The 21,208-nt window shown below is 71.8% G+C and carries 20 protein-coding genes; 8 read left to right on the top strand and 12 right to left on the bottom strand.

Annotated features, from left to right (window positions below; genetic code table 11):
* Positions 1 to 78: 78 nt before the first annotated feature.
* The 7 genes from OHU35_RS36290 to OHU35_RS36260 all read right to left on the bottom strand — a co-directional run bounded on the left by OHU35_RS36290 (position 79) and on the right by OHU35_RS36260 (position 7,143).
* Positions 79 to 867 carry an ABC transporter ATP-binding protein gene (locus OHU35_RS36290; RefSeq protein WP_184588096.1) on the bottom strand — a complete coding sequence of 263 codons (789 nt, stop codon included), beginning with the start codon at positions 865 to 867 and terminating at the stop codon, positions 79 to 81.
* Positions 860 to 1,789: an ABC transporter permease gene (locus OHU35_RS36285; RefSeq protein ID WP_189726013.1), complete on the bottom strand. Its 930-nt coding sequence runs from the start codon at positions 1,787 to 1,789 to the stop codon at positions 860 to 862. Before OHU35_RS36285 ends, OHU35_RS36290 begins: the two co-directional genes overlap by 8 nt.
* A 100-nt stretch (positions 1,790 to 1,889) precedes the next feature.
* Positions 1,890 to 2,762 (bottom strand): glycosyltransferase family 2 protein, encoded by an 873-nt coding sequence (locus OHU35_RS36280; RefSeq protein WP_189726308.1) that lies wholly within the window; start codon positions 2,760 to 2,762, stop codon positions 1,890 to 1,892.
* Positions 2,763 to 2,767: 5 nt separating this feature from the next.
* Complete coding sequence (locus OHU35_RS36275) at positions 2,768 to 3,547, bottom strand: CDP-alcohol phosphatidyltransferase family protein (RefSeq protein ID WP_189726014.1); 780 nt, start codon at positions 3,545 to 3,547, stop codon at positions 2,768 to 2,770.
* A complete protein-coding gene (locus tag OHU35_RS36270) occupies positions 3,525 to 4,586 on the bottom strand; it encodes an iron-containing alcohol dehydrogenase family protein (protein ID WP_189726015.1) in 1,062 nt (353 codons plus the stop codon). Before OHU35_RS36270 ends, OHU35_RS36275 begins: the two co-directional genes overlap by 23 nt.
* Positions 4,574 to 5,326, bottom strand: coding sequence for a sugar phosphate nucleotidyltransferase (locus OHU35_RS36265; RefSeq protein WP_189726016.1), 753 nt, complete (start codon positions 5,324 to 5,326; stop codon positions 4,574 to 4,576). The genes OHU35_RS36270 and OHU35_RS36265 overlap by 13 nt, the downstream gene beginning before the upstream one ends.
* Positions 5,323 to 7,143, bottom strand: coding sequence for a DUF5941 domain-containing protein (locus tag OHU35_RS36260; RefSeq protein WP_405508311.1), 1,821 nt, complete (start codon positions 7,141 to 7,143; stop codon positions 5,323 to 5,325). Before OHU35_RS36260 ends, OHU35_RS36265 begins: the two co-directional genes overlap by 4 nt.
* Positions 7,144 to 7,420: 277 nt before the next feature.
* Between OHU35_RS36260 and galE the strand changes: the two genes are divergently transcribed.
* From galE to idi, 3 genes are all read left to right on the top strand, one after another.
* Positions 7,421 to 8,392: a UDP-glucose 4-epimerase GalE gene (gene galE, locus OHU35_RS36255; RefSeq protein ID WP_405508310.1), complete on the top strand. Its 972-nt coding sequence runs from the start codon at positions 7,421 to 7,423 to the stop codon at positions 8,390 to 8,392.
* Between the two features lie 145 nt (positions 8,393 to 8,537).
* Positions 8,538 to 9,476 (top strand): cation diffusion facilitator family transporter, encoded by a 939-nt coding sequence (locus tag OHU35_RS36250; RefSeq protein WP_405508309.1) that lies wholly within the window; start codon positions 8,538 to 8,540, stop codon positions 9,474 to 9,476.
* Between the two features lie 290 nt (positions 9,477 to 9,766).
* Positions 9,767 to 10,360 carry an isopentenyl-diphosphate Delta-isomerase gene (idi, locus tag OHU35_RS36245; protein ID WP_189726020.1) on the top strand — a complete coding sequence of 198 codons (594 nt, stop codon included), beginning with the start codon at positions 9,767 to 9,769 and terminating at the stop codon, positions 10,358 to 10,360.
* Between the two features lie 55 nt (positions 10,361 to 10,415).
* Here the strand turns inward: idi and OHU35_RS36240 are convergent, their stop codons facing one another.
* Entirely contained in the window at positions 10,416 to 10,916 is a 501-nt protein-coding gene (locus tag OHU35_RS36240; protein ID WP_405509390.1) for an ATP-binding protein, read from the bottom strand.
* A gap of 218 nt (positions 10,917 to 11,134) precedes the next feature.
* Between OHU35_RS36240 and OHU35_RS36235 the strand changes: the two genes are divergently transcribed.
* A complete protein-coding gene (locus OHU35_RS36235; RefSeq protein WP_189726021.1) occupies positions 11,135 to 11,890 on the top strand; it encodes an enoyl-CoA hydratase/isomerase family protein in 756 nt (251 codons plus the stop codon).
* On the opposite strand, the gene OHU35_RS36230 is transcribed toward OHU35_RS36235, so the two are convergent.
* Both OHU35_RS36230 and OHU35_RS36225 read right to left on the bottom strand, forming a co-directional pair.
* Positions 11,877 to 12,512: a DJ-1/PfpI family protein gene (locus OHU35_RS36230; protein WP_189726022.1), complete on the bottom strand. Its 636-nt coding sequence runs from the start codon at positions 12,510 to 12,512 to the stop codon at positions 11,877 to 11,879. The genes OHU35_RS36235 and OHU35_RS36230 overlap by 14 nt on opposite strands.
* A 49-nt stretch (positions 12,513 to 12,561) precedes the next feature.
* Positions 12,562 to 13,521, bottom strand: coding sequence for a GlxA family transcriptional regulator (locus tag OHU35_RS36225; RefSeq protein WP_405508307.1), 960 nt, complete (start codon positions 13,519 to 13,521; stop codon positions 12,562 to 12,564).
* A 114-nt stretch (positions 13,522 to 13,635) separates the two neighbouring features.
* Here OHU35_RS36225 and OHU35_RS36220 point away from each other — a divergent pair, with 114 nt between their 5' ends.
* The 3 genes from OHU35_RS36220 to OHU35_RS36210 all read left to right on the top strand — a co-directional run bounded on the left by OHU35_RS36220 (position 13,636) and on the right by OHU35_RS36210 (position 17,262).
* Positions 13,636 to 14,505 carry an SCO6745 family protein gene (locus OHU35_RS36220; RefSeq protein ID WP_405508305.1) on the top strand — a complete coding sequence of 290 codons (870 nt, stop codon included), beginning with the start codon at positions 13,636 to 13,638 and terminating at the stop codon, positions 14,503 to 14,505.
* A 116-nt stretch (positions 14,506 to 14,621) separates the two neighbouring features.
* Complete coding sequence (locus tag OHU35_RS36215) at positions 14,622 to 14,753, top strand: LPFR motif small protein (protein ID WP_260605009.1); 132 nt, start codon at positions 14,622 to 14,624, stop codon at positions 14,751 to 14,753.
* Positions 14,754 to 14,859: 106 nt separating this feature from the next.
* Positions 14,860 to 17,262, top strand: coding sequence for a Tex family protein (locus tag OHU35_RS36210; RefSeq protein ID WP_405508304.1), 2,403 nt, complete (start codon positions 14,860 to 14,862; stop codon positions 17,260 to 17,262).
* Positions 17,263 to 17,364: 102 nt separating this feature from the next.
* Here OHU35_RS36210 and OHU35_RS36205 read toward each other — a convergent pair whose 3' ends face one another.
* Entirely contained in the window at positions 17,365 to 19,005 is a 1,641-nt protein-coding gene (locus OHU35_RS36205) for an ABC-F family ATP-binding cassette domain-containing protein (RefSeq protein ID WP_189726026.1), read from the bottom strand.
* A gap of 25 nt (positions 19,006 to 19,030) precedes the next feature.
* A complete protein-coding gene (locus OHU35_RS36200; RefSeq protein WP_405508303.1) occupies positions 19,031 to 20,053 on the bottom strand; it encodes an oxidoreductase in 1,023 nt (340 codons plus the stop codon).
* Between the two features lie 66 nt (positions 20,054 to 20,119).
* Here OHU35_RS36200 and OHU35_RS36195 point away from each other — a divergent pair, with 66 nt between their 5' ends.
* Complete coding sequence (locus tag OHU35_RS36195) at positions 20,120 to 21,070, top strand: FAD-dependent oxidoreductase (protein WP_189726028.1); 951 nt, start codon at positions 20,120 to 20,122, stop codon at positions 21,068 to 21,070.
* The last annotated feature ends 138 nt before the right edge of the window (positions 21,071 to 21,208 follow it).

The raw sequence follows: 21,208 nt of genomic DNA, 5'->3' as shown, positions 1-21,208 counted from the left end.
ATGGACCGGAGTTGACGTTTCCTTTGCAGACGCGGGGCCCCGCCGGAACAGTTGCGGCGGGGCCCTGGCCGATCCGGGCTACTTACCGGTGAACTTCTCGTACTCCTTGAGCACCTCGTCGGTCGGGCCGTCCATCCGCAGCTCACCGCGCTCCAGCCACAGGACACGGTCGCAGGTGTCGCGGATCGACTTGTTGTTGTGGCTGACCAGAAACACGGTGCCGGCTTCCTTGCGCAGCTCCCGGATGCGGTCCTCGGAGCGCTTCTGGAACTTGCGGTCGCCGGTGGCCAGGGCCTCGTCGATCATCAGGACGTCGTGGTCCTTGGCCGCGGCGATGGAGAAGCGGAGCCGGGCCGCCATGCCGGAGGAGTAGGTGCGCATGGGCAGGGTGATGAAGTCGCCCTTCTCGTTGATGCCGGAGAAGTCCACGATCTGCTGGTAGCGGTCCTTGATCTCCTCGCGGGACATGCCCATGGCGAGCCCGCCCAATATGACGTTCCGCTCGCCGGTGAGGTCGTTCATCAGGGCAGCGTTGACTCCGAGCAGCGAGGGCTGGCCGTCGGTGTAGACCTTGCCCTGCTCGGCGGGCAGCAGACCGGCGATGGCACGCAGCAGGGTCGACTTGCCGGAGCCGTTGGAGCCGATCAGGCCGATGGCCTCGCCGCGGTACGCCACGAAGGAGACGCCGCGTACGGCGTGCACCTTGCGCACGCCCCGGGCCGCGTCGTCGGAGCCCCGCTTCAGGATGCGGCTGAGGGCGGCGGTGGCGCTGCCCTTTCCGGACTTGGCGCCGTTGACGCGGTAGACGATGTGCAGGTCGTCCGCGACGACGGTGGGGATCCGCGCGTCCTGCTTCTGTTCAGCCACGGCCGTACCTCTCCTCCGCCTTCCAGAAGTACACGAAGCCGCCGAGGGCGAAGAGCACGGCCCAGCCGCCCGCGGCCGCCCACACGTGGTCGGGCAGGTACTTGGAGCTGTAGTCGTCGATCAGGGAGAAGCGCATCAGGTCCATGTAGATCGCGGCCGGGTTCCACTGCAGGACGTTCGAGATCCAGGCCGGCTTGGACTCGAGGAAGATCGGGATGGAGAACATCACCCCGGACGCGTACATCCACGTCCGCATCACGAACGGCATCAGCTGCGCGAGGTCCGGGGTCTTGGCACCCGCCCGGGCCATGATCAGCGCGAGGCCGGTGTTGAAGCAGAACTGCAGGAGGAGCACCGGCACGATCAGCAGCCAGGACAGGTCGGGGTAGTGGCCGAAGCCGATCGTGATGGCGAACAGCACGATCATCGAGAACAGCAGCTGCTGGAGCTGCTGCAACGCGAACGAGATCGGCAGCGAGGCGCGCGGGAAGTGCAGGGCGCGGACCAGGCCGAGGTTGCCGGAGATCGCGCGCACGCCCGCCATCACCGAGCTCTGCGTGAAGGTGAACACGAACACGCCCGTCACCAGGAACGGGATGTAGACCTCGCGGGACATGCCCCGGTCGGCTTCCAGGAGCAGGCCGAAGATGAAGAAGTACACGGCCGCGTTCAGCAGCGGTGTGGCCACCTGCCACAGCTGGCCGAGCTTGGCCTGGCTGTACTGGGCGGTCAGCTTCGCGCGGGAGAAGGCGAGGATGAAGTGCCGCCGGTCCCAGAGCTGACGGACGTACTCGATGAGGGACGGCCGGGCGCCGCTGACGCTCAGCCCGTGCTTTTCGGCGAGCTCCCTCGCCGTGAGTCCCTCGTCGGGCGCCGCGGACGCGCTCACCGCGACCGGGGCATCGTGCGTTGTCTCACTCACTAGTGGAAACTTTCGTCTTCGAGATGCGCGGCCTGTACGGGCCTGCATGAGCCGGGGGCCAGGGTACGGCCCCTCCCGGATACTCCCGGATACGAGCTTGTCAGATGACGGGGGGCCGGCCCAGTCGGGTCAGCCGCCACACCGTACGCCACTTCATGGGCCGGCGGGGTCCGCACGGGGTCGTCCAGCCTTCGCGAAATCCGCCGAACCAGGCCCGCAGGGCGAGGCGGGAGGGGCGGCGTACGAGGGTGAGCAGCAGCCACACGCCGAGATAGACGGGGACGAGCGGCGCGGGGAGGTTTCTGCGGGCCAGCCAGACACGGTTGCGGGCGACCATGCGGTGGTAGACCGCGTGCCGCGAGGGAGCGGTCGTCGGGTGGTAGAGCACCATGTCGGACCGGTAGTCGATCATCCAGCCCGCGTCGAGGGCCCGCCATGCCAGGTCGGTTTCCTCGTGGGCGTAGAAGAACTCGTCCGGGAGTCCGCCGACGTCGGCGAGGACCCGGGTGCGGACGGCGTTGGCTCCGCCGAGGAACGTGGTGACGCGCGAGGAGCGCATCGGGTCGGCGGCGCGCAGCCGGGGCACGTGGCGGCGCTGGGTGACGCCGGTCTCCGGGTCGGCTATGCGGAAACTCACGATGCCGAGCTTCGGGTCGGCCTCGAAGGCCTTCCGGCACAGCGCGGCGGTGTCGTGGCCCGCGAGCAGCCCGTCGTCGTCCAGGAACAGCAGGATGTCGACGTCCCGGCCGGCCGGGCCGAAGGCCTCGATGCCGACGTTGCGGCCGCCGGGGATGCCGAGGTTCTCGGGCAGCTCGATGGTGCGGACGCCCTCGGGGACGTCCGGGACGGGCGAGCCGTTGCCGACGACGACCACCTCGACCGGGTCGCCGTCCTGCTTGGCGACCGAGTCGAGGAGGGCGCGCAGTTCGTCGGGGCGGTTGCCCATGGTGATGATGACCGCGCCGACCTTCATGCCGCTCACTTCAGCCTGCTCGAAGCGAGGATGGACACGAGGTGCAGCAGCGTCTGCACCAGCGCGATGCCGGCCAGCACCGCCACGCCGAGCCGGGAGAAGAAGAGGTCGCCGCGGGCCTGGTCGACGATCGCCAGCACCAGGATCAGCAGGGACGCCTCGATGCCGAGGATCAGCCGGTGGAACTTCAGGGCGCCGGCGGCCTTGCGGGCCAGCGCCATGCCGGAGGAGCGCATCTCGGAGGCGGTCTCCTGGACCGGCGGCTTTCCGGCCTGGTGCCGGGCGACGCCGACGAGGTCCGTCTCGGCCTTGATCAGGATGGCGCCGAGGGCGGCCAGGGTGCCGAGGAAGGCCCACAGCCAGTCGATCCGGCCGCTGCCCCACAGGTCGGCGGCGCGCAGGCCGAAGCCGACGAGCACCGCGGCGTCGGTGAGGTAGGCGCCCACCCGGTCGAGGTAGACGCCGTTGAGCGAGTACTGCTTCTTCCAGCGCGCGATCTCTCCGTCGACACAGTCCAGCAGGAGATACATCTGGACCATGACGACGCCGAGCACCGCGCCCGCGATCCCCGGCACCAGCAGGGCCGGGGCCGCGAGCACACCGAAGACGGTCATCAGGTAGGTGAGCTGGTTGGGCGTGACCCTGGTGTTGACCAGGTAACGGTCGACTCGCAGGGACACCTCACGCATGTAGAGGCGTCCCATCCAGTGCTCACCGCTGCGCCGGTCCTTCACCCCCGCGGGGTGAACGACGGGGCGTAGTTCAGCTACCGATGGCCTTGACATAGTCGGCGTAGATGTCCTTGATCTGTTCGGTGTTCAGGTCGAGGTGTTCGAGGATGGTGTAGCGGCCGGGCCGGGTCTCCGGGGCGAACTCGACGGCCTTGACGAACTCGTCCGTCGTGAAGCCGATCTCGTCCGGCAGCACGGGCAGCCCGTGCCGGCGCAGCACCTCGGCCATGTACGCCGATTCCTCGTGGGCCCCGCGCAGCCACATCGCGAAGGCCGCGCCCAGTCCGCACTGCTCGCCGTGGGCGGCGGCCCGCTTCGGGTAGAGCAGGTCGAAGGCGTGGTTGATCTCGTGGCACGCCCCGGAGGACGGCCGTGAGTCGCCCGACACCGACATGGCGATGCCGCTGAGGACCAGCGCCTCGGCGAGCACCTGGAGGAAGTCGTTGTCGCCGATGCCGCCGGGGTGCCGGAGCACGGCCTCGCCGGCCTGGCGGGCCATGGCAGCGGCGAGGCCGTCGATGCGCTCGCCCTTGACACGGTTGGCCAGCTCCCAGTCGGCGATCGCCGAGATGTTGGAGACGGCGTCGCCGATGCCGGCGCGGACGAAACGGACCGGGGCCTCACGGATGACGTCCAGGTCGATGACGACCGCGATCGGGTTCGGTACGCCGTACGAGCCGCGGCCCGCGTCGTTGTCGAGGGTGGCGACCGGCGAGCACAGGCCGTCGTGCGCGAGGTTCGTCGGGACGGCGACCAGCGGCAGGCCGACGCGCGCCGCGGCGAACTTGGCACAGTCGATGATCTTGCCGCCGCCGAGCCCCACGACCGCGTCGTAGTGGCCGGCCTTTATGTCGCTCGCCAGCCGGACCGCGTCGTCGAGGGTGCCGCCGCCGACCTCGTACCAGGTGGCGCCGGGCATGCCGGGTGAGATCCGCTCGCGCAGCCGGGCGCCGGAGCCGCCGCTGACGGCGACGGCGAGGCGGCCGGAGTGCGAGATGCGCTCGTCGGCGAGGACGCAGGCCAGGTCGTCGAGGGCACCCGGGCGGATGTCCACGACGAGCGGGGAGGGGATGAGCCGGGTCAGTACTGGCACGCGATCTCCCGTCCGCGGGCGAGATCGTCGTGGTTGTCGATCTCCACCCACTTGACGTCGCCGATCGGCGCCACGTCGATACGGAAGCCGCGGTTCACGAGTTCCTGGTAGCCGTGCTCGTAGAACTGCTGCGGGTCGGTCTCCCACACGGTCTTGAGCGCGTCGGCCAGCTCGGGGGCCGCGTCGCCCTCGATGAGGGTGACGCCGATGTACTCGCCGGTGGCCTCGGCGGGGTCCATCAGCTTGGTGATCTTCGTCATGCCCTTCTCGGGGTCGACGACGACCTTCATCTCCTCGTCGGCCAGGTCCTTGACCGTGTCCAGGGCGAGGATGATCTTCTTGCCTTCGCCGCGGGCGGCGAGCAGCGTCTTCTCGACGGAGACCGGGTGGACGGTGTCGCCGTTGGCGAGGATCACCCCGTCCTTGAGGGCGTCACGCCCGCACCACAGGGAGTAGGCGTTGTTCCACTCCTCGGCCTTGTCGTTGTCGATGAGGGTGAGCTTGACGCCGTACTTCTGCTCCAGCGCCTCCTTGCGCGCGTACACGGCCTCCTTGCGGTAGCCGACGATGATGCCGACCTCGGTGAGGCCGACCTCGGCGAAGTTGGCGAGGGTCAGATCGAGAACCGTCGGTTCGCCCTCTATGCCCGCGGGACCCACCGGCACCAGAGCCTTGGGAAGGCTGTCGGTGTAGGGGCGCAGACGCCGTCCGGCGCCGGCCGCCAGCACGAGGCCGATCATGCGGGTTCTCCTTCATCGTGTACGGCGGGCGCGCCACCCTTGTGGGCAGCCACCCAGAAGCGGATGCTCTCGACGAGCACCACCAGGGCCACGGCCACGGCCAGAGCCGTGAGCGCGACCGTGAACTGCGAGGCGGTGAGCAGCGCGGCGAGGACGGTGACGAGCAGCGTCCGTCCTTCGTGCCCCCCGATGGAACGCACCAGCCAGGCCGGGGGCGCTCCGGCGTCGCCGCGGATGCGGTACACCGTGTCGTAGTGATGGTAGGCGACCGCGGCCACCAGCCCGAAAGCCGCAGGAAGGGCTCCGTTCACGTCCGCCTTGGCCGCGAGGACGAGGACCGTGCCGTATTCCGCGGCGCGGAAGAGCGGCGGGACCAGCCAGTCGAGAGCGCCCTTGAGGGGGCGGGCGACGGCGAGGCCCGAGGTCAGGACGTAGGCGACGGCCGCGACGATCGGCCACGGTCCGCCGAAGCCGGTCAGGGCTGCCGTGAGGACGATGGCGAGGCCGCCGAGGAGGGCGACGACGGGGGCCGTGAAGCCCGGCAGCGCGCGGGCGGGCTTCTTGATCGCCTCGGCGAAGCCCTGGGCGAGCGGTCCGCTGTCCGCGAGGTCGGCCAGCGCCCCGGCCGCCCGGTCGGTCCGCCGGGCCTTGCGGGTCAGGGAGCGCAGCACCCGGCCCGCCGTGGTGTAGGTCGCTGCGAAGGCGCAGCCGATGAGCAGCGCGTAGAAGGTGATACGAGGAGTCGTGGCCGCCGTGAGGACCGCGATCATCGCCCAGCGCTCACCGATGGGCAGGACGATCATGCGGCGCACCCAGACCGTCCAGCCGACGCTGTCGAGTTTGCCGGAGAGGGCGGCGGTGGGGCTGGTGTTGGCGGTGGCGTCGTGGTTGGCCTCGTTGAAGGAGAAGTCCACGACGTGCCGGCAGGTCTGCAGGACCATGGCGCCGAGCGCGAGGGCCCATACATCGTCATGGCCTCCGCCGCGGGCGGCGCCGAGGGCGAGGCCGGCGTAGTAGGCGTACTCCTTGGCCCGGTCGAAGGTGGCGTCGAGCCAGGCGCCGAGCGTGGAGTACTGCAGGGAGTAGCGGGCGATCTGGCCGTCGACGCAGTCCAGCACGAAGGACGCGATCAGCAGGACGCCGGCCGCCACGAAGCCGCCGCGGGTGCCGGTGGCCGCGCAGGCCGCCGCTATGAGGGCGGTGATGAGCGAGGCGGTGGTGACCTGGTTCGGGGTCAGGCCGCGGCGGGCGCACCAGCGGGCGATGTAGCGGGAGTACGGGCTGATGCAGTAGGTGGTGAAGAAGCCGTCGCGGGACTTCACGGCCGACTTCAGGCGCACGGCCTCGTCGTCGACGGCCGTCAGGGCCTGCCGTGACTCGTTGCGGGCCTGCGCGTCGGCGGGGACGGCGGCGACGAGGCTGCCCAGCTCGGGGCGGTGCACCTCGGTGCCGTCGGTGTCCAGGGCGGTGAGGATGCGGTCGGCGAGGCTGTCGACCAGCGTGGTGCCGCCGCCCGCGGAGTTCTCGCGGGCCATCGCCCGGGTGAGGGCCTGGCGGCCGGCGGGCTGGGCGGTGACGGCGCCGGGGATCGCGGCGAGCGGGAAACGGGGGTCGGTGAGGCCGAGCCGCAGCGCGTGCACATGCCCCACGAACCGGGCGTCGACCAGGGCGACCCGCTCCTCGCCCGGCACCGCGGCGAGCAGGGTCTCGGCCTCGGCGGTGTCGGCCGCGCTCCGCACGTCGAAACCGAGGGACCGCAGGTCGGCCTCGATCGACGATCCGGGGACCGGCTGACCGGTGAGGATGGCGGTCGACAACCGAATTCACTCCCTGGTACCGACGCGTCCGCGTCAGTGCTGTGCTGGGTGGGGGCGCCCGCTCCGGTGGCTCCCGGGCGGCATGTCGGCAGAGGCTATCGGATACCGGGAAGGCCACGTTCACCGCCCGTTCGGCAGATCGATCAACGTGGTTCGCACAAGCCTTTGCCGCGATCATCATCGTGGATCCGGGGCCCGCCCCACAAACCGCGCCCCCCAGACCGGACATCGGGGACATTGCGTGGGGCCCGGTGAGGGCGGCATAGGGTGGGCGACCATGACTTGGCTGATCACAGGCGGGGCCGGCTACATCGGAGCACACGTGGCGCGGGCCATGACCGAGGCCGGGGAGCGCGTCCTCGCGCTGGACGACCTCTCGGCCGGGGTGCCCGCACGGCTCCCTGGCGACGTCCCGCTCGTGGAGGGGTCGTCGCTCGACGGTGAGCTGCTGAAACGGGTGTTCGCCGAGCACGGTGTGACGGGTGTGGTGCATCTCGCGGCGCGCAAGCAGGTCGGCGAGTCCGTAGCCCAGCCGACGCGGTACTACCGCGAGAACGTCGGGGGCCTGGCGACCCTGCTGGACGCGGTCGCGGGGGCCGGCATCGAGCGCTTCGTGTTCTCCTCGTCGGCGGCCGTGTACGGCGACCCGGGTGTGGACCTCATCACGGAGGACGCGCCCTGCGCACCGGTGAACCCGTACGGCGAGACCAAGCTCACCGGTGAGTGGCTGGTGCGGGCCGCGGGCCGGGCACACGGGATCTCCACCGTATGTCTGCGCTACTTCAACGTGGCGGGCGCGGCGGCGCCGGAGCTGGCCGACACGGGTGTCTTCAACATCGTCCCGATGGTCTTCGACCGGCTGACGCGCGACGAGGCGCCCAGGATCTTCGGCGACGACTATCCGACCCCGGACGGCACGTGCGTCCGTGACTACATTCACGTCGCCGACCTGGCCGAGGCGCATCTCGCGGCGGCCCGGCGGCTCGCGGACGGGGGCGTCACGGGCGATCTGACGGTCAACATCGGCCGCGGCGAGGGGGTCTCCGTGCGCGAACTCATCACGGTCATCGGCGAGGTCACCGGCGACCGGCGGCCACCGGTGGTCGAGGAGCGTCGCCCCGGGGACGCCCCGCGGGCCGTGGCCTCGGCGGCCCGGGCGGCCGAGGAGCTCGGCTGGACCGCGCGGCGCGGGGTGCGCGAGATGACCGAGTCGGCGTGGCGCGGCTGGCAGCTGCACCACGGCTCCTGACACGCTGAGGGTGCCCTGACCTGCACATCGTTTCCGCAGGTCAGGGCACATGACAACGGTGTTCAGTGCCGCGTTGCACATACCCCCTCCCCGTAGTTCACTGGGGTGCCCGGGCACGATCGAACGAACACAGGAGGCGGCTTTCATGGGGGCTGGGCACGATCACGGGCACGCGCACGGCGCGGCGGTCGGCGGTACGGCGACCTCGGCGTACCGCGGCAGGCTGCGGGGCGCGCTGGCGATCACGCTCGGCATCGTGGTCGTCCAGATCGTCGGTGGCACCCTCGCCGACTCGCTCGCGCTCGTCGCGGACTCGGCGCACATGGCGACGGACGCGCTGGGCCTGGGCATGGCGCTGCTCGCGATCCACTTCGCGAACCGCCCGCCGAGCGACCGGGCCACCTTCGGCTACGCCCGCGCCGAGATCCTCGCCGCCCTGGCCAACTGTCTGCTGCTGTTCGGAGCCGGCGGCTACGTCGTGTACGAGTCGGTGCAGCGCTTCATCACGCCGGCGGACACCGAGGGCCGGCTCGCCCTCGTGTTCGGTGCGATCGGCCTGGTCGGGAATCTGGTGTCGCTGGCGCTGCTGATGCGCGGCCAGAAGGAGAGCCTGAACGTGCGCGGCGCGTTCCTGGAGGTGGCGGCGGACGCGCTGGGCTCGGTCACGGTGATCGTCTCAGCCGTTGTGATCATGCTCACCGGCTGGCAGGCCGCCGACCCGATCGCCTCGCTCGTCATCGCCCTGATGATCGCGCCGCGCACCTGGAAGCTGCTGCGCGAGACGCTCGACGTGCTGCTGGAGGCGGCACCGAAGGGCGTCGACATGGCGCAGGTACGGGCCCACATCCTGGCGACCGACGGGGTGGAGGACGTTCACGACCTGCACGCCTGGACGATCACCTCGGGCATGCCGGTGCTCTCGGCGCACGTGGTCGTCAGCCCGGAGGCCCTGAACGCGATCGGCCACGAGAAGATGCTCCACGAGTTGCAGGGCTGCCTCGGCGACCACTTCGACGTGGAGCACTGCACCTTCCAGCTGGAGCCGAGCGGGCACGCGGAGCACGAGGCGCACCTCTGTCACTGACGCGTGGCTGATGAGGTGTCCGGGGCTGGTGGGGCGCATTCCGATCTGAGTGCGCCGGGGGACGCAGCGCTACGGCGCACGCCCACGCCCCACCCCTCCCCGCACCGGCGGGGACGATTTTCGGCCCATCGCGCCGGGCACGATCAGCTCCTGGGTCCCTCTTCCGGCGTCGAGCGGCGCCGTCCGCGCTCCGCGCTGCCGCGCGGGACATGCGGGCAGGCCGCGAAGTGCCGGGAGTGCCGGATTCGTACGGCAGACTTGGGGCGCGAAGACCGATGTGAAGGATGGGTATGCCGATCACACCTGCCACCGCGACGCACAACCCGTCGAACGGCACCGCAGACGCGATTTTGCTGGAACTGGTCGACGAGGACGGCGTGACGATCGGCACCGCGGAGAAGCTCGCCGCCCACCAGCCACCCGGACAGCTGCACCGCGCGTTCTCCGTGTTCCTCTTCGACGAGTACGGCCGGCTGCTGCTCCAGCAGCGCGCGCTGGGCAAGTACCACTCCCCCGGTGTGTGGTCCAACACCTGCTGCGGCCACCCCTACCCCGGCGAGGCGCCCTTCGCGGCGGCGGCGCGGCGGACCTTCGAGGAACTCGGCGCCTCCCCGTCCCTGCTGGCCGAGGCGGGCACGGTCCGCTACAACCACCCGGACCCGGAGTCCGGGCTGGTGGAGCAGGAGTACAACCACCTCTTCGTCGGCATGGTGCAGGCCGTGCTGCGGCCGGATCCGGAGGAGGTGGCGTCGACGGCGTTCGTGACCCCGCCCGAGCTGACCGAGCGGCATGCCAAGGACACCTTCTCGTCCTGGTTCATGACCGTCCTGGACGCGGCCCGGCCGGCGATCAGGGAGCTGACGGGCACGTCGGCCGGCTGGTGACGAAGGCCGTGACGGCAGGGGACACGGCTGGTGACGACGGCCCTGGCGGCAGAACCTAGGAGAAGCGCGCGGGCTTGAGCGGCAGGGCGGCCCAGATGACCTTGCCGCCGCTCGCGGTGTATTCGACCTCACACCTGCCGCCCGCCTCCCGGGTGATCTCGCGCACCAGGAGCAGCCCGCGGCCGCCGGTCCGGCCGTGGTCGGCCTCCAGGGCGGTGGGCCGGTACGGGTGGTTGTCCTCGACGGACACGCGCAGCCACTCCGCCCCGACGGCCACCTCGACGGCGACCGTCGGCGACAGCACCGCCGCGTGCTTCACGGCGTTCGTCACCAGCTCCGAGACGATCAGCAGCAGCCCCTGGGCCAGGTCGTCCGAGACCGGCACACCCTGACGCAGCAGCAGGTCCCGTACGGCGTGCCGCGCCTGCGGGACCGAGGCGTCGATCGCCGGCGCGGTGAACCGCCAGACCCCCTCGTACGGCAGCGGATCCGCGGGCCCGAGAGGCACCGCGCCGCCCTGTGGACATGGGCCGGACCCACGCCCCTCGTCGTCCATCGTCCGGTCGCCACCCTCGCGCTCGATTGTCGCCACATCTCGAGTGTTGGTAACGATGCGCTCCGCACCCCAGGGCTGAACAGAAGTCAGCAAGTATCGAGCACTTCTGACCGTTGGCGTATGACACGGTCAGTTGTGGGACTGGTCCTGTCCCTGTTGTGCCATCTCGGCGAACTATTCGGGTTGTACGGGTTTGCCTTCCGGATAGCATCCGGCGCATGGAGCCGCAGTTGTTGTACAGCGTGACCGACTCGGTCGCGACGGTCGTCATCCGCCATCCGGAGAAGCGCAACGCCATGACGGCCGCGATGTGGCGCTCGCTGCCGCCGCTGCTGGAGGGGCTGGCCGGCGATCCGGCCGTGCGCGCGCTGGTGCTCACCGGCGAGGGCGGGACGTTCTGCGCCGGGGCCGACATCTCGACGCTCCGGGGCTCGCCGGAGGAGGCACAGGGTCTTGCCGTGCGGGCCGAGGAGGCGCTCGCCGCGTTTCCGAAGCCGACGCTGGCCGCGGTGCGCGGGCACTGCGTGGGCGGCGGGGCTCAGCTGGCGGCGGCCTGTGATCTGCGGTTCGCCGAGGAGGGCGCGCTGTTCGGCGTGACGCCCGCGAAGCTCGGCATCGTGTACCCGGCGTCCTCGACCAGGCGGCTGGTGTCCCTGGTGGGTCCGGCCACCGCCAAGTACCTGCTGTTCTCCGGTGAGCTGATCGACACGGAGCGGGCGCTGCGCACCGGTCTGGCCGACGAGGTGCTGCCCGCGGGTGAACTCGGCAAGCGGGTCGCCGAGTTCACCCGGATCCTGGTGTCCCGTTCGCAGCTGACGCAGGCGGCGGCGAAGGAGTTCGCGAACGGCGGTACGGACCGCGACGCGCACTGGGCCGGGCAGGCGCGCGCGAGCGGCGACACCGCGGAGGGCGTCGCCGCGTTCCTGGAGCGCAGGCAGCCGCGGTTCGACTGGAGCGTGTCTACGTCAGCATGACGTCGGCGTGCGACCGGAGCAGTTCGACGACGTGCGCGGGGGCCTTGTCGGGCGATCCGGCGTCGTAGGGCGGCTGCGGGTCGTACTCGGTGGCCAGCTGGACCATCCGGGCGTGGTCGTCGCCCGCGATCCGGCCGAGGAGGGTCAGTCCCATGTCGATGCCGGAGGAGACTCCGGCCGCGGTGACGTACTTGCCGTCGGTGACGACCCGCTCCCCCGTGGGCTCGGCGCCGAAGCGCTTCAGTTCCTCCAGGGTCAGCCAGTGGGAGGTCGCGCGGCGGCCCCGGAGGAGTCCGGCGGCGGCCAGCAGCAGGGAGCCGGTGCACACGGACGTCGTCCAGGTGCTGCCGGCATCGGCCGCGCGCAGCCAGTCCAGGAGCGGCTCGTGCGCCATCAGCGACTCCTGGCCCGGGCCGCCGGGGACGACGACGATGTCGGGGTTCGGCACGTCGGCCAGGGCCCGGTCGGCGGTGAGCGCGAGGTTCCCCGTCTCGTTCCGTACGGGGCCGGTCCGCTCGGCGACGAACACGGTCTCCGCGTCCGGGAGGCGGCCGAGGGTCTCGTAGGGGCCGACGGCGTCGAGGGCGGTGAAGCGGTCGTAGAGGACGATGGCGATCTGCATACGGGGTTCCTTTCGGCGGTTCCAGGCGATCGAGTCGATGTGACGGGACTCAGGGCGTGGTCGCGGGGCGGAAGCGGCGGCGGTACTCGGCCGGGGGCGTCCCGAGGGCTTTGACGAAGGCCCGGCGCATGGCCTCGGGGGTGCCGTAGCCGCTGGTGCGGGAGATCTCCTCGATGCCGTCGGTGGTGTCCTCCAGGAGACGGCGGGCGTGTTCGAGGCGGACCCGGTCCACGTAGCGCCCGGGCGTCATACCGGTCTCGTCCCGGAAGGCGCGGGCGAAGTGGCGGGGCGAGAGGCGGGCGCGGGCGGCGAGTGCCTCGACGGTGAGGTCGGCGTCCGGGCGTTCGGTGATGAACCGCTGGACGTCCCGGAGGGGCTCGCGGTGAGCGATCTGGGCTTCGAGCAGGGCGCTGAACTGGGCCTGGTTCCCCGGGCGGCGCAGGAAGACCACCAGGTGGCGGGCGATGGCCAGGGCGGCGTCCCGGCCCAGGTCCTCCTCGACCAGGGCCAGGGCGAGATCGATGCCCGCGGTGACTCCGGCCGAGGTGGCGATGTGCCCGTCGCGTACGTAGACGGGGTCGGGGTCGATCTCGACGGCCGGGTGCTCGCGGGCCAGCCGGTCGCAGTGCGCCCAGTGGGTCGTGGCGCGGCGGCCGTCCAGGAGCCCGGCCGCGGCGAGCACGGCCGCGCCGGTGCACACGGAGACCAGACGCACGGCACGCGGCCCGTGCTCGCGCACCCAGTCGACCAGGCGCGGGTCGGGGTCCAGGGAGCCCGGACCGCCGGGGACGAGAAGGGTGTGCGGGTCGGACACGCCGTCCAGGGACTCGTCGGGCACGAGGGTCAGACCGCTGGTGGTCCGCACGGGCGCGCCGTCCGGGGAGGCCGTGCGGATCCGGTACGTCCCCGGGGAGAGCAGCTCCGCGCCTGCGAAGACCTCCACGGGCCCCGTGACGTCGAGACTCTGCACGCCGTCGAAGAGGACGGCGAGAACGGTGCGCTGGGCCATGGCCTTGATTCTTCGCGGGCCCGGAGTGTGGCCGCAATGACGAGTTCCCCACCTTTCCTGCCATGGGAAGTACGGCCATGGAGGGCATACCAAGCGGTTGGTAACCTGCCGGGCATGACGACTGCCGCCCTTGAGCCGCTCGCCGGCCGCCGCTGCCAGAACGTGCTCAACTCCCTGCACGCGACGCACTACTTCTCGCCGGATCTGGGACGGGAAGTGGGTGCTGCCGGGATCACCCGTCCCCACGCCGTGAACTTCGCCGTACGGGCCGCCGCCCTCGGACCGGTCGGGCCCGGTGCGGTGACGGCGGCCTTCTACAACTACAAGTACGAGCTCGTGGCCCGCCATGTGCCGGCGGTGTGGGAGAGCGCCACACCCGGCCAGGTGCTGGCGGCACGCTTCCGTGCGGTCGACGCGACCCTGCGCCGTCTGCTGGGCGAAGAGGTCCTGGCGTCGGCGGAGATGGCCGAGGCCGCGCGGCTCGCGCTGCGCGCCACCGAGGCCTGTTCGCGCGGCGCGCGGCCGCTGTACGCCGCCCATGCCGACCTGCCCGTCCCCGAGGAGCCGCACCTCGCGTACTGGCACGCGGCGACCCTGCTGCGCGAACACCGGGGCGACGGGCACCTGGCCGCCCTGATGTCCGCAGGGCTGGACGGCCTCGAGGCGATGGTGACCCACACGGCGACGGGCAAGGGCATGGCGCCGAAGTGGGTGTTCACCACCCGGGGCTGGAGCCAGGAGGACTGGGACGCGGCGACGGACCGGCTGCGTGAGCGCGGGCTGCTGGACGAGGCCGGAGAGCTCTCCGAGCGGGGTGTCGCCCTGCGCGAGGAGATCGAGCGGGAGACGGACCGGCTCGACCGGGCGCCGTACGAGCACCTGGGCCCGGAGGGCGTGGCCCGGCTGACCGAGCTGGGCGCCGGTTTCGCGCAGGCCGCGTTCGTGGCCGGGGCCTTTCCGGCGGATCTGATCGGCAAGGGCTGAGGGCTGCCCGCACCCCTGCCCCTGCATGGGTGTCCTGCTGTGACGCATGGTGAGGCGCCGATGAGGTACCCGGCCTCTCCCGACCAGTGCGGTCGGGAGAGGAAAGGGGAATCACCGTGTTCCGTGCTATCGCAGACGTGCTGCGCCAGATCGGCGGCGCCATCGCCACCGTCGTGACCCTGCCCTTCCGGGCCCTGGCCCGGCTCTTCGGCGGGGCCTCGTCCGCCACCCGCGGCCGCAGGGCCTGACCGGCGGCCGCCGGCGACCTGCCGGGGGTACCGCCCTGGACCCCGAGTGTCGGTGTCACCTGCCACAATTGCCGCGCAACCTCAGTGGAGAAGGCGGTACGGGATCGTGACGACACCCGGGTCCAACGGGTCCATCAGCGTAGGGTCCATCGAAGGCAGGATCGCCGAGGAACTCGGCGTACGGGAGCGGCAGGTCAGGGCCGCCGTGGAGCTGCTCGACGGCGGTTCTACGGTGCCTTTCATCGCTCGCTACCGCAAGGAAGCGACCGAGATGCTCGACGACGCGCAGCTGCGCACCCTCGAGGAGCGGCTGCGCTATCTGCGGGAGCTGGAGGAGCGGCGGGCGGCGATCCTGGAGTCGGTGCGCGAGCAGGGCAAGCTCACCGAGGAGCTGGAGGCACGGATCCGGGGCGCCGAGACGAAGGCGCGCCTGGAGGACATCTACCTCCCGTACAAGCCCAAGCGGCGCACCAAGGCGCAGATCGCCCGCGAGGCGGGGCTCGAGCCGCTGGCGGAGGGGCTGCTCGGTGATCCGAGTGTCGAGCCCCTCGCCGCGGCCGCCGCGTTCGTCGACGCCGACAAGGGCGTGGCCGATCCGCAGGCCGCCCTCGACGGCGCCCGGGCGATCCTCACCGAGCGGTTCTCGGAGGACGCCGACCTGATCGGCGAGCTGCGCGAGCGCATGTGGGTGCGCGGGCGGCTGGCCGCCAAGGTGCGGGACGGCAAGGAGGAGGCGGGGGCGAAGTTCGCCGACTACTTCGACTTCGCCGAGCCGTTCACCGAGCTCCCCTCGCACCGCGTTCTGGCCATGCTGCGCGGCGAGAAGGAGGACGTCCTCGAACTGGCACTGGAGCCCGAGGAGGCCACGGACGGCCCGTCGTCCTACGAGGGGATCATCGCGAACCGGTTCGGGATCGCCGACCGGGGCCGCCCCGGGGACAAGTGGCTGAAGGACACGGTCCGCTGGGCGTGGCGCACCCGCGTCCTCGTGCACCTCGGCATCGACCTGCGGCTGCGGCTGCGCACGGCCGCCGAGGACGAGGCCGTGCGGGTCTTCGCGGCGAATCTGCGCGACCTGCTGCTCGCGGCCCCGGCGGGCACGCGCGCGACGCTCGGCCTGGACCCCGGTTTCCGTACGGGTGTGAAGGTCGCCGTGGTGGACGCCACCGGCAAGGTCGTCGCCACGGACGTCATCCACCCGCACGTCCCGGCCAACCGGTGGGACGAGGCCGTCGCCAAGCTGGCCCGGCTCGCGAAGGAGCACGCGGTCGAGCTGGTCGCCATCGGCAACGGCACGGCGTCCCGCGAGACCGACAAGCTCGCCGGGGAACTGATCACCAAGCACCCGGAGCTGAAGCTCACGAAGGTGATGGTGTCCGAGGCCGGCGCGTCCGTGTACTCGGCGTCCGCCTTCGCCTCGCAGGAGCTGCCCGACATGGACGTGTCGCTGCGCGGCGCCGTGTCGATCGCGCGCCGGCTGCAGGACCCGCTGGCCGAGCTGGTGAAGATCGACCCCAAGTCGATCGGCGTCGGCCAGTACCAGCACGACCTGTCCGAGCTGAAGCTGTCGCGTTCGCTGGACGCGGTGGTGGAGGACTGTGTGAACGGCGTGGGTGTGGACGTCAACACGGCCTCGGCCCCGCTGCTCGCCCGGGTCTCGGGCATCACCTCCGGGCTCGCGGAGAACATCGTGGCGCACCGGGACGCCAACGGGCCGTTCACGTCCCGGGGCGGGCTGAAGAAGGTGGCGCGGCTCGGCCCCAAGGCGTACGAGCAGTGTGCGGGCTTCCTGCGGATCCGCGGCGGTGACGACCCGCTGGACGCGTCCAGCGTGCACCCGGAGGCCTACCCGGTCGTACGGCGCATGGTGAAGACCAGCGGCCAGGAGGTCGCCGCGCTCATCGGCAACACCGGTGCGCTGCGCTCGCTGAAGCCGCAGGACTTCGTGGACGAGACGTTCGGTCTGCCGACCGTCACCGACATCCTCAAGGAGCTGGAGAAGCCGGGCCGCGACCCGCGTCCTGGCTTCAAGACGGCCGCCTTCCAGGAGGGTGTGGAGAAGATCTCCGACCTGTCGGCCGGGATGGTCCTGGAGGGCGTCGTGACGAACGTCGCCGCTTTCGGGGCGTTCGTCGACGTCGGTGTGCACCAGGACGGTCTGGTGCACGTCTCGGCGATGTCGAAGACGTTCGTCAAGGACCCGCGGGACGTGGTGAAGCCCGGGGACATCGTCAAGGTGAAGGTCCTCGACGTCGACATCCCGCGCAAGCGGATCTCGCTGACGCTGCGGCTGGACGACGAGGCGGCCCCGCAGGGCCAGGGCGGCGACTCCGGCGAGCGCCGGCAGCGCGGCGGGCGTCCGCCGCAGCAGCGGCAGGGCGGCCGTGGCGGTGGCGGCGGCCGTGGCGGTGGCGGTGGTTCGCGTCAGGCGCCGCCGCCCGCCAACAGCGCGATGGCCGACGCGTTGCGCCGCGCGGGCCTGGCCGACCCGAAGAACGGTCGTCGCTGACGGCTTCGCCGGGGGCCGTGGGGAGCTGCGGGGCCGTTGTGGCTGGTCGCGCAGTTCCCCGCGCCCCTGAAAAGAGGCATGCAGGGCCCGTTCGACGGTCCGTCAGCGCTCGGTCACCTTGCCGTCCGCGACCTCCAGGCGGCGCGTCACATGGACGGCGTCCAGCATGCGGCGGTCGTGCGTGACCAGCAGGAGCGTGCCCTCGTAGGCGTCGAGGGCCGACTCCAGCTGCTCGATGGCGGGCAGGTCGAGGTGGTTGGTCGGCTCGTCGAGGACCAGGAGGTTGACGCCCCGGCCCTGGAGCAGCGCCAGGGCGGCTCTCGTGCGCTCGCCCGGGGAGAGGGTCGCCGCGGGGCGCAGGACGTGTTCCGACTTGAGGCCAAACTTGGCCAGGAGGGTGCGGATCTCGACCGGTTCGGTGTCCGGGACGGCCGCGCGGAAGGCCTCGAGCAGGGCCTCCTGGCCGTGGAACAGCTTGCGGGCCTGGTCGACCTCGCCGAGCAGGACGCCCGAGCCGAGCGCGGCGTGCCCGGCGTCGAGCGGGACGCGGCCGAGCAGGGCGGCGAGCAGCGTGGACTTGCCGGCGCCGTTCGCGCCGGTCACCGCCACCCGGTCCGCCCAGTCGATCTGGAGGGACACCGGGCCGAGGACGAAGTCACCCCGGCGCACCTCGGCGTCCCGCAGGGTCGCGACGACGGCGCCCGAGCGCGGGGCCGACGCGATCTCCATGCGCAGTTCCCACTCCTTGCGGGGCTCCTCGACGACGTCCAGACGCTCGATCATGCGCTGGGTCTGGCGGGCTTTCGCGGCCTGCTTCTCGCTGGCCTCGCTGCGGAACTTGCGGCCGATCTTGTCGTTGTCGTTGCCCGCCTTGCGGCGCGCGTTCTTCACGCCCTTGTCCATCCAGGACCGCTGGGTCTGGGCGCGGTCCTGGAGGGCCGCTTTCTTGTCGGCGTACTCCTCGAACTCGTCGCGGGCGTGCCGGCGAGCCACGTCCCGCTCCTCGAGGTAGGCGTCGTAGCCGCCGCCGTAGAGGTTGATCTGCCCTTGGGCGAGGTCGAGTTCGAGGACCTTGGTGACGGTGCGGGTGAGGAACTCGCGGTCGTGGCTGACGACCACCGTGCCGGCGCGCAGGCCGCTCACGAAGCGTTCGAGGCGCTCCAGGCCGTCCAGGTCGAGGTCGTTGGTCGGCTCGTCGAGGAGGAAGACGTCGTAGCGGGAGAGCAGCAGGGAGGCGAGGCCGGCGCGGGCCGCCTGGCCGCCGGACAGGGACGTCATCGGCTGGTCCAGGTCGATCGCGAGGCCCAGGGAGTCGGCGACCTCCTCGGCGCGTTCGTCGAGGTCGGCGCCGCCGAGCCCGAGCCAGCGCTCCAGGCTCGTGGCGTAGGCGTCGTCGGCGCCGGGAGCCGATTCGACCAGGGCCTGGGTCGCCTCGTCCATGGTCCGCTGGGCCTCGGCGACGCCGGTGCGGCGGGCCAGGAACGCCCGTACGGTCTCGCCGGGGCGGCGGTCCGGCTCCTGCGGGAGGTGGCCGACGGTGGCGGTCGGTGGGGACAGGCGCAGTTCGCCCTGCTCGGGTGCGGTGAGTCCGGCGAGCATCCTGAGCAGGGTGGACTTGCCGGCGCCGTTGGCTCCGACCAGGCCGATCACATCGCCGGGCGCGACAACGAGGTCGAGCCCGGTGAACAGGGAGCGGTCGCCGTGGCCGGCGGCGAGGTTCTTGGCGACGAGGGTGGCAGTCATCAGGTCGCTGATTTTAATGGGCCGCTCACTGGGTCACCGCCGTCACCAGGACGCTTCCGGAGGTGCGCGCCACGATGTAGGACCGCCCCTTCACCGCCCTGGGGTCGAGGGCGATGTGGTGACGGCCGGGTTCGAGGACCCCGTCGAAGATCTCGTGGGTGTGGGTGCGGGAGAGCCGGTCGAGGCGGTACGCGGTGAGGGTGACCCGGCAGGCGGAGGTGACCTCGATGTCCGCCCCGCCGTCGGCGGCGGTCAGGCCGGTGAGGCGGCGCTGTGCCACCGGCCCGCGGTCCAGGGCGTGTTCGATCTGGGCGACGAGCAGGGGGACGATCGGGGCGAGGCCATCGACGTAGACGACGGGGACCTCGGCCTGCTCGAAGGCGCGGCGGACGGCGGCCCGGTCCCGCTCGCCGGTCGCGCGGCCGAAGGCGACGGCGCCGTAGCCACGCAGTTCGTCGGCGGGCACTCCGTCGGCGTCGTGGGCGATGTCGGCGCCGACGCCGATGGTGCGTAACGCCGCGGCGAGCTTGGCCAGGACGGCGACACGGGCGCCGATCAGCAGGACGCGGCGCCGGGTGTCGGGGGCGGAGCCGTTCAGCAGGGCGCTCAGGGCCGTCCGGTACTCGGCGCCGCGGAAGCGGAACGGGCCGATGCCGTGATAGCCGTTGAGGTCGAGGTCGGCGTGTTCGTCGGTCTGCCAGGCGAAGTCCCGCCAGATGAAGTCCTCACCGTCCCGCCGGATGACCGCGGTGACGGCGCCGCAGGCCAGGTCCTCGCACTCGGGGCAGCCGTAGACGACGTAGCGGCCGCCGGGCAGGGGTGCCGGGCTCTCCAGGAGCAGGCTGCGGACCTGCGCGGTGAAGATGGCGGGCGGGACGTCGGAGGCGAGCGGGGAGACGGCGTCGAGGTCGGAGAGCCGGAACAGCAGCGGGCGTCCGTCGACGATGAAGTCCACGAAGTCCCGGTGGACCTGGTAACCACCGTCGTGGAGAACTCCGCCGGCCCGCATCGCGGGTGCCAGGCCGAAGGTCGCGTATTCGGCACACATGCTGTGAGTATCCCCATACTGCGCGTGATGTGAGCACGGCATGACACATTCCGCTACGGTCCCGGCATGGCGGGCGAGCGAAGTGACGAGATCCTGGTGGTCGGTGGCGGGGTCGTCGGGCTGACGACCGCGGTGGTACTGGCCGAACGCGGGCGGCGGGTGCGGGTGTGGACGCGGGATGCCGTGGAGGCGACCACCTCCGCGGTCGCGGGGGCGCTGTGGTGGCCCTACCGGATCGAGCCCCTCGGGCTCGCGCGTGAGTGGGCGCTGCGGTCGCTGGAGATCTACGAGGAGCTGGCGGCGCGGCCCGAACCGACCGGCGTACGCATGGTCGCAGGGGTACTGGGCGAGACCCGACTCGACGAGGTCGGCGGGTGGCTGGCGGGGCGTGTGCCGGAGCTGCGGCCGGCCACGGCCGGCGAGTACGCGGGGACGGGCGTCCGGGCACGGCTGCCGCTGATCGACATGCCGGCTCATCTGCCGTGGCTGCGGGAGCGGTTCGTGGCGGCGGGCGGGGTGGTCGAGGCTCGTACGGTGTCCTCGTTCGCGGAGGCCGACGCGCCGGTCGTGGTCAACTGCGCGGGGCTGGGGGCGCGGGAGCTGGTGCCGGATCCGTCCGTGCGGCCTGTGCGGGGGCAGTTGGTGGTCGTGGAGAACCCCGGGATCGACACCTTTCTCGTCACCACCGACGCGGCCGGGGAGCACGCGTACCTGTTTCCGCAGCCGGGCGGACTCGTCCTCGGCGGTACGGCGGAGGAGGACGCGTGGTCGCCGGAGCCCGACCCCGCGACGGCCGAGGCGATCGTCCGCCGCTGCGCGGCGCTACGGCCGGAGATCACCGGCGCACGCGTCCTGGAACACCGGGTCGGACTGCGCCCCACCCGCCCCGCGGTCCGCCTGGACCGCGACGCCCTGCCGGACGGCCGGCTCCTGGTGCACAACTACGGCCACGGCGGCGCGGGGGTCACGGTGGCGTGGGGGTGCGCGGAGGAGGCGGCGCGGCTGGTGTGCGACTGAGGGGCGGGTGGCCGCGCGGCCGAGGTCGCGGGTCGCCGCACGGCTGTGCACCCCGGCCGAGACGCCCGGTCCGCCGAAGCCGGATGCCCCCGGCCGAGGGCATCGGAGCTGTCGGGCTCCGACGCCCCGGTCGGGGGC

This window comes from Streptomyces purpurascens (assembly GCF_045040895.1).
Lineage (GTDB): Bacteria > Actinomycetota > Actinomycetes > Streptomycetales > Streptomycetaceae > Streptomyces > Streptomyces purpurascens.
The sequence above is the reverse complement of the archived record's forward strand: the minus strand, read 5'-3'. Positions and strand labels throughout refer to the sequence as shown.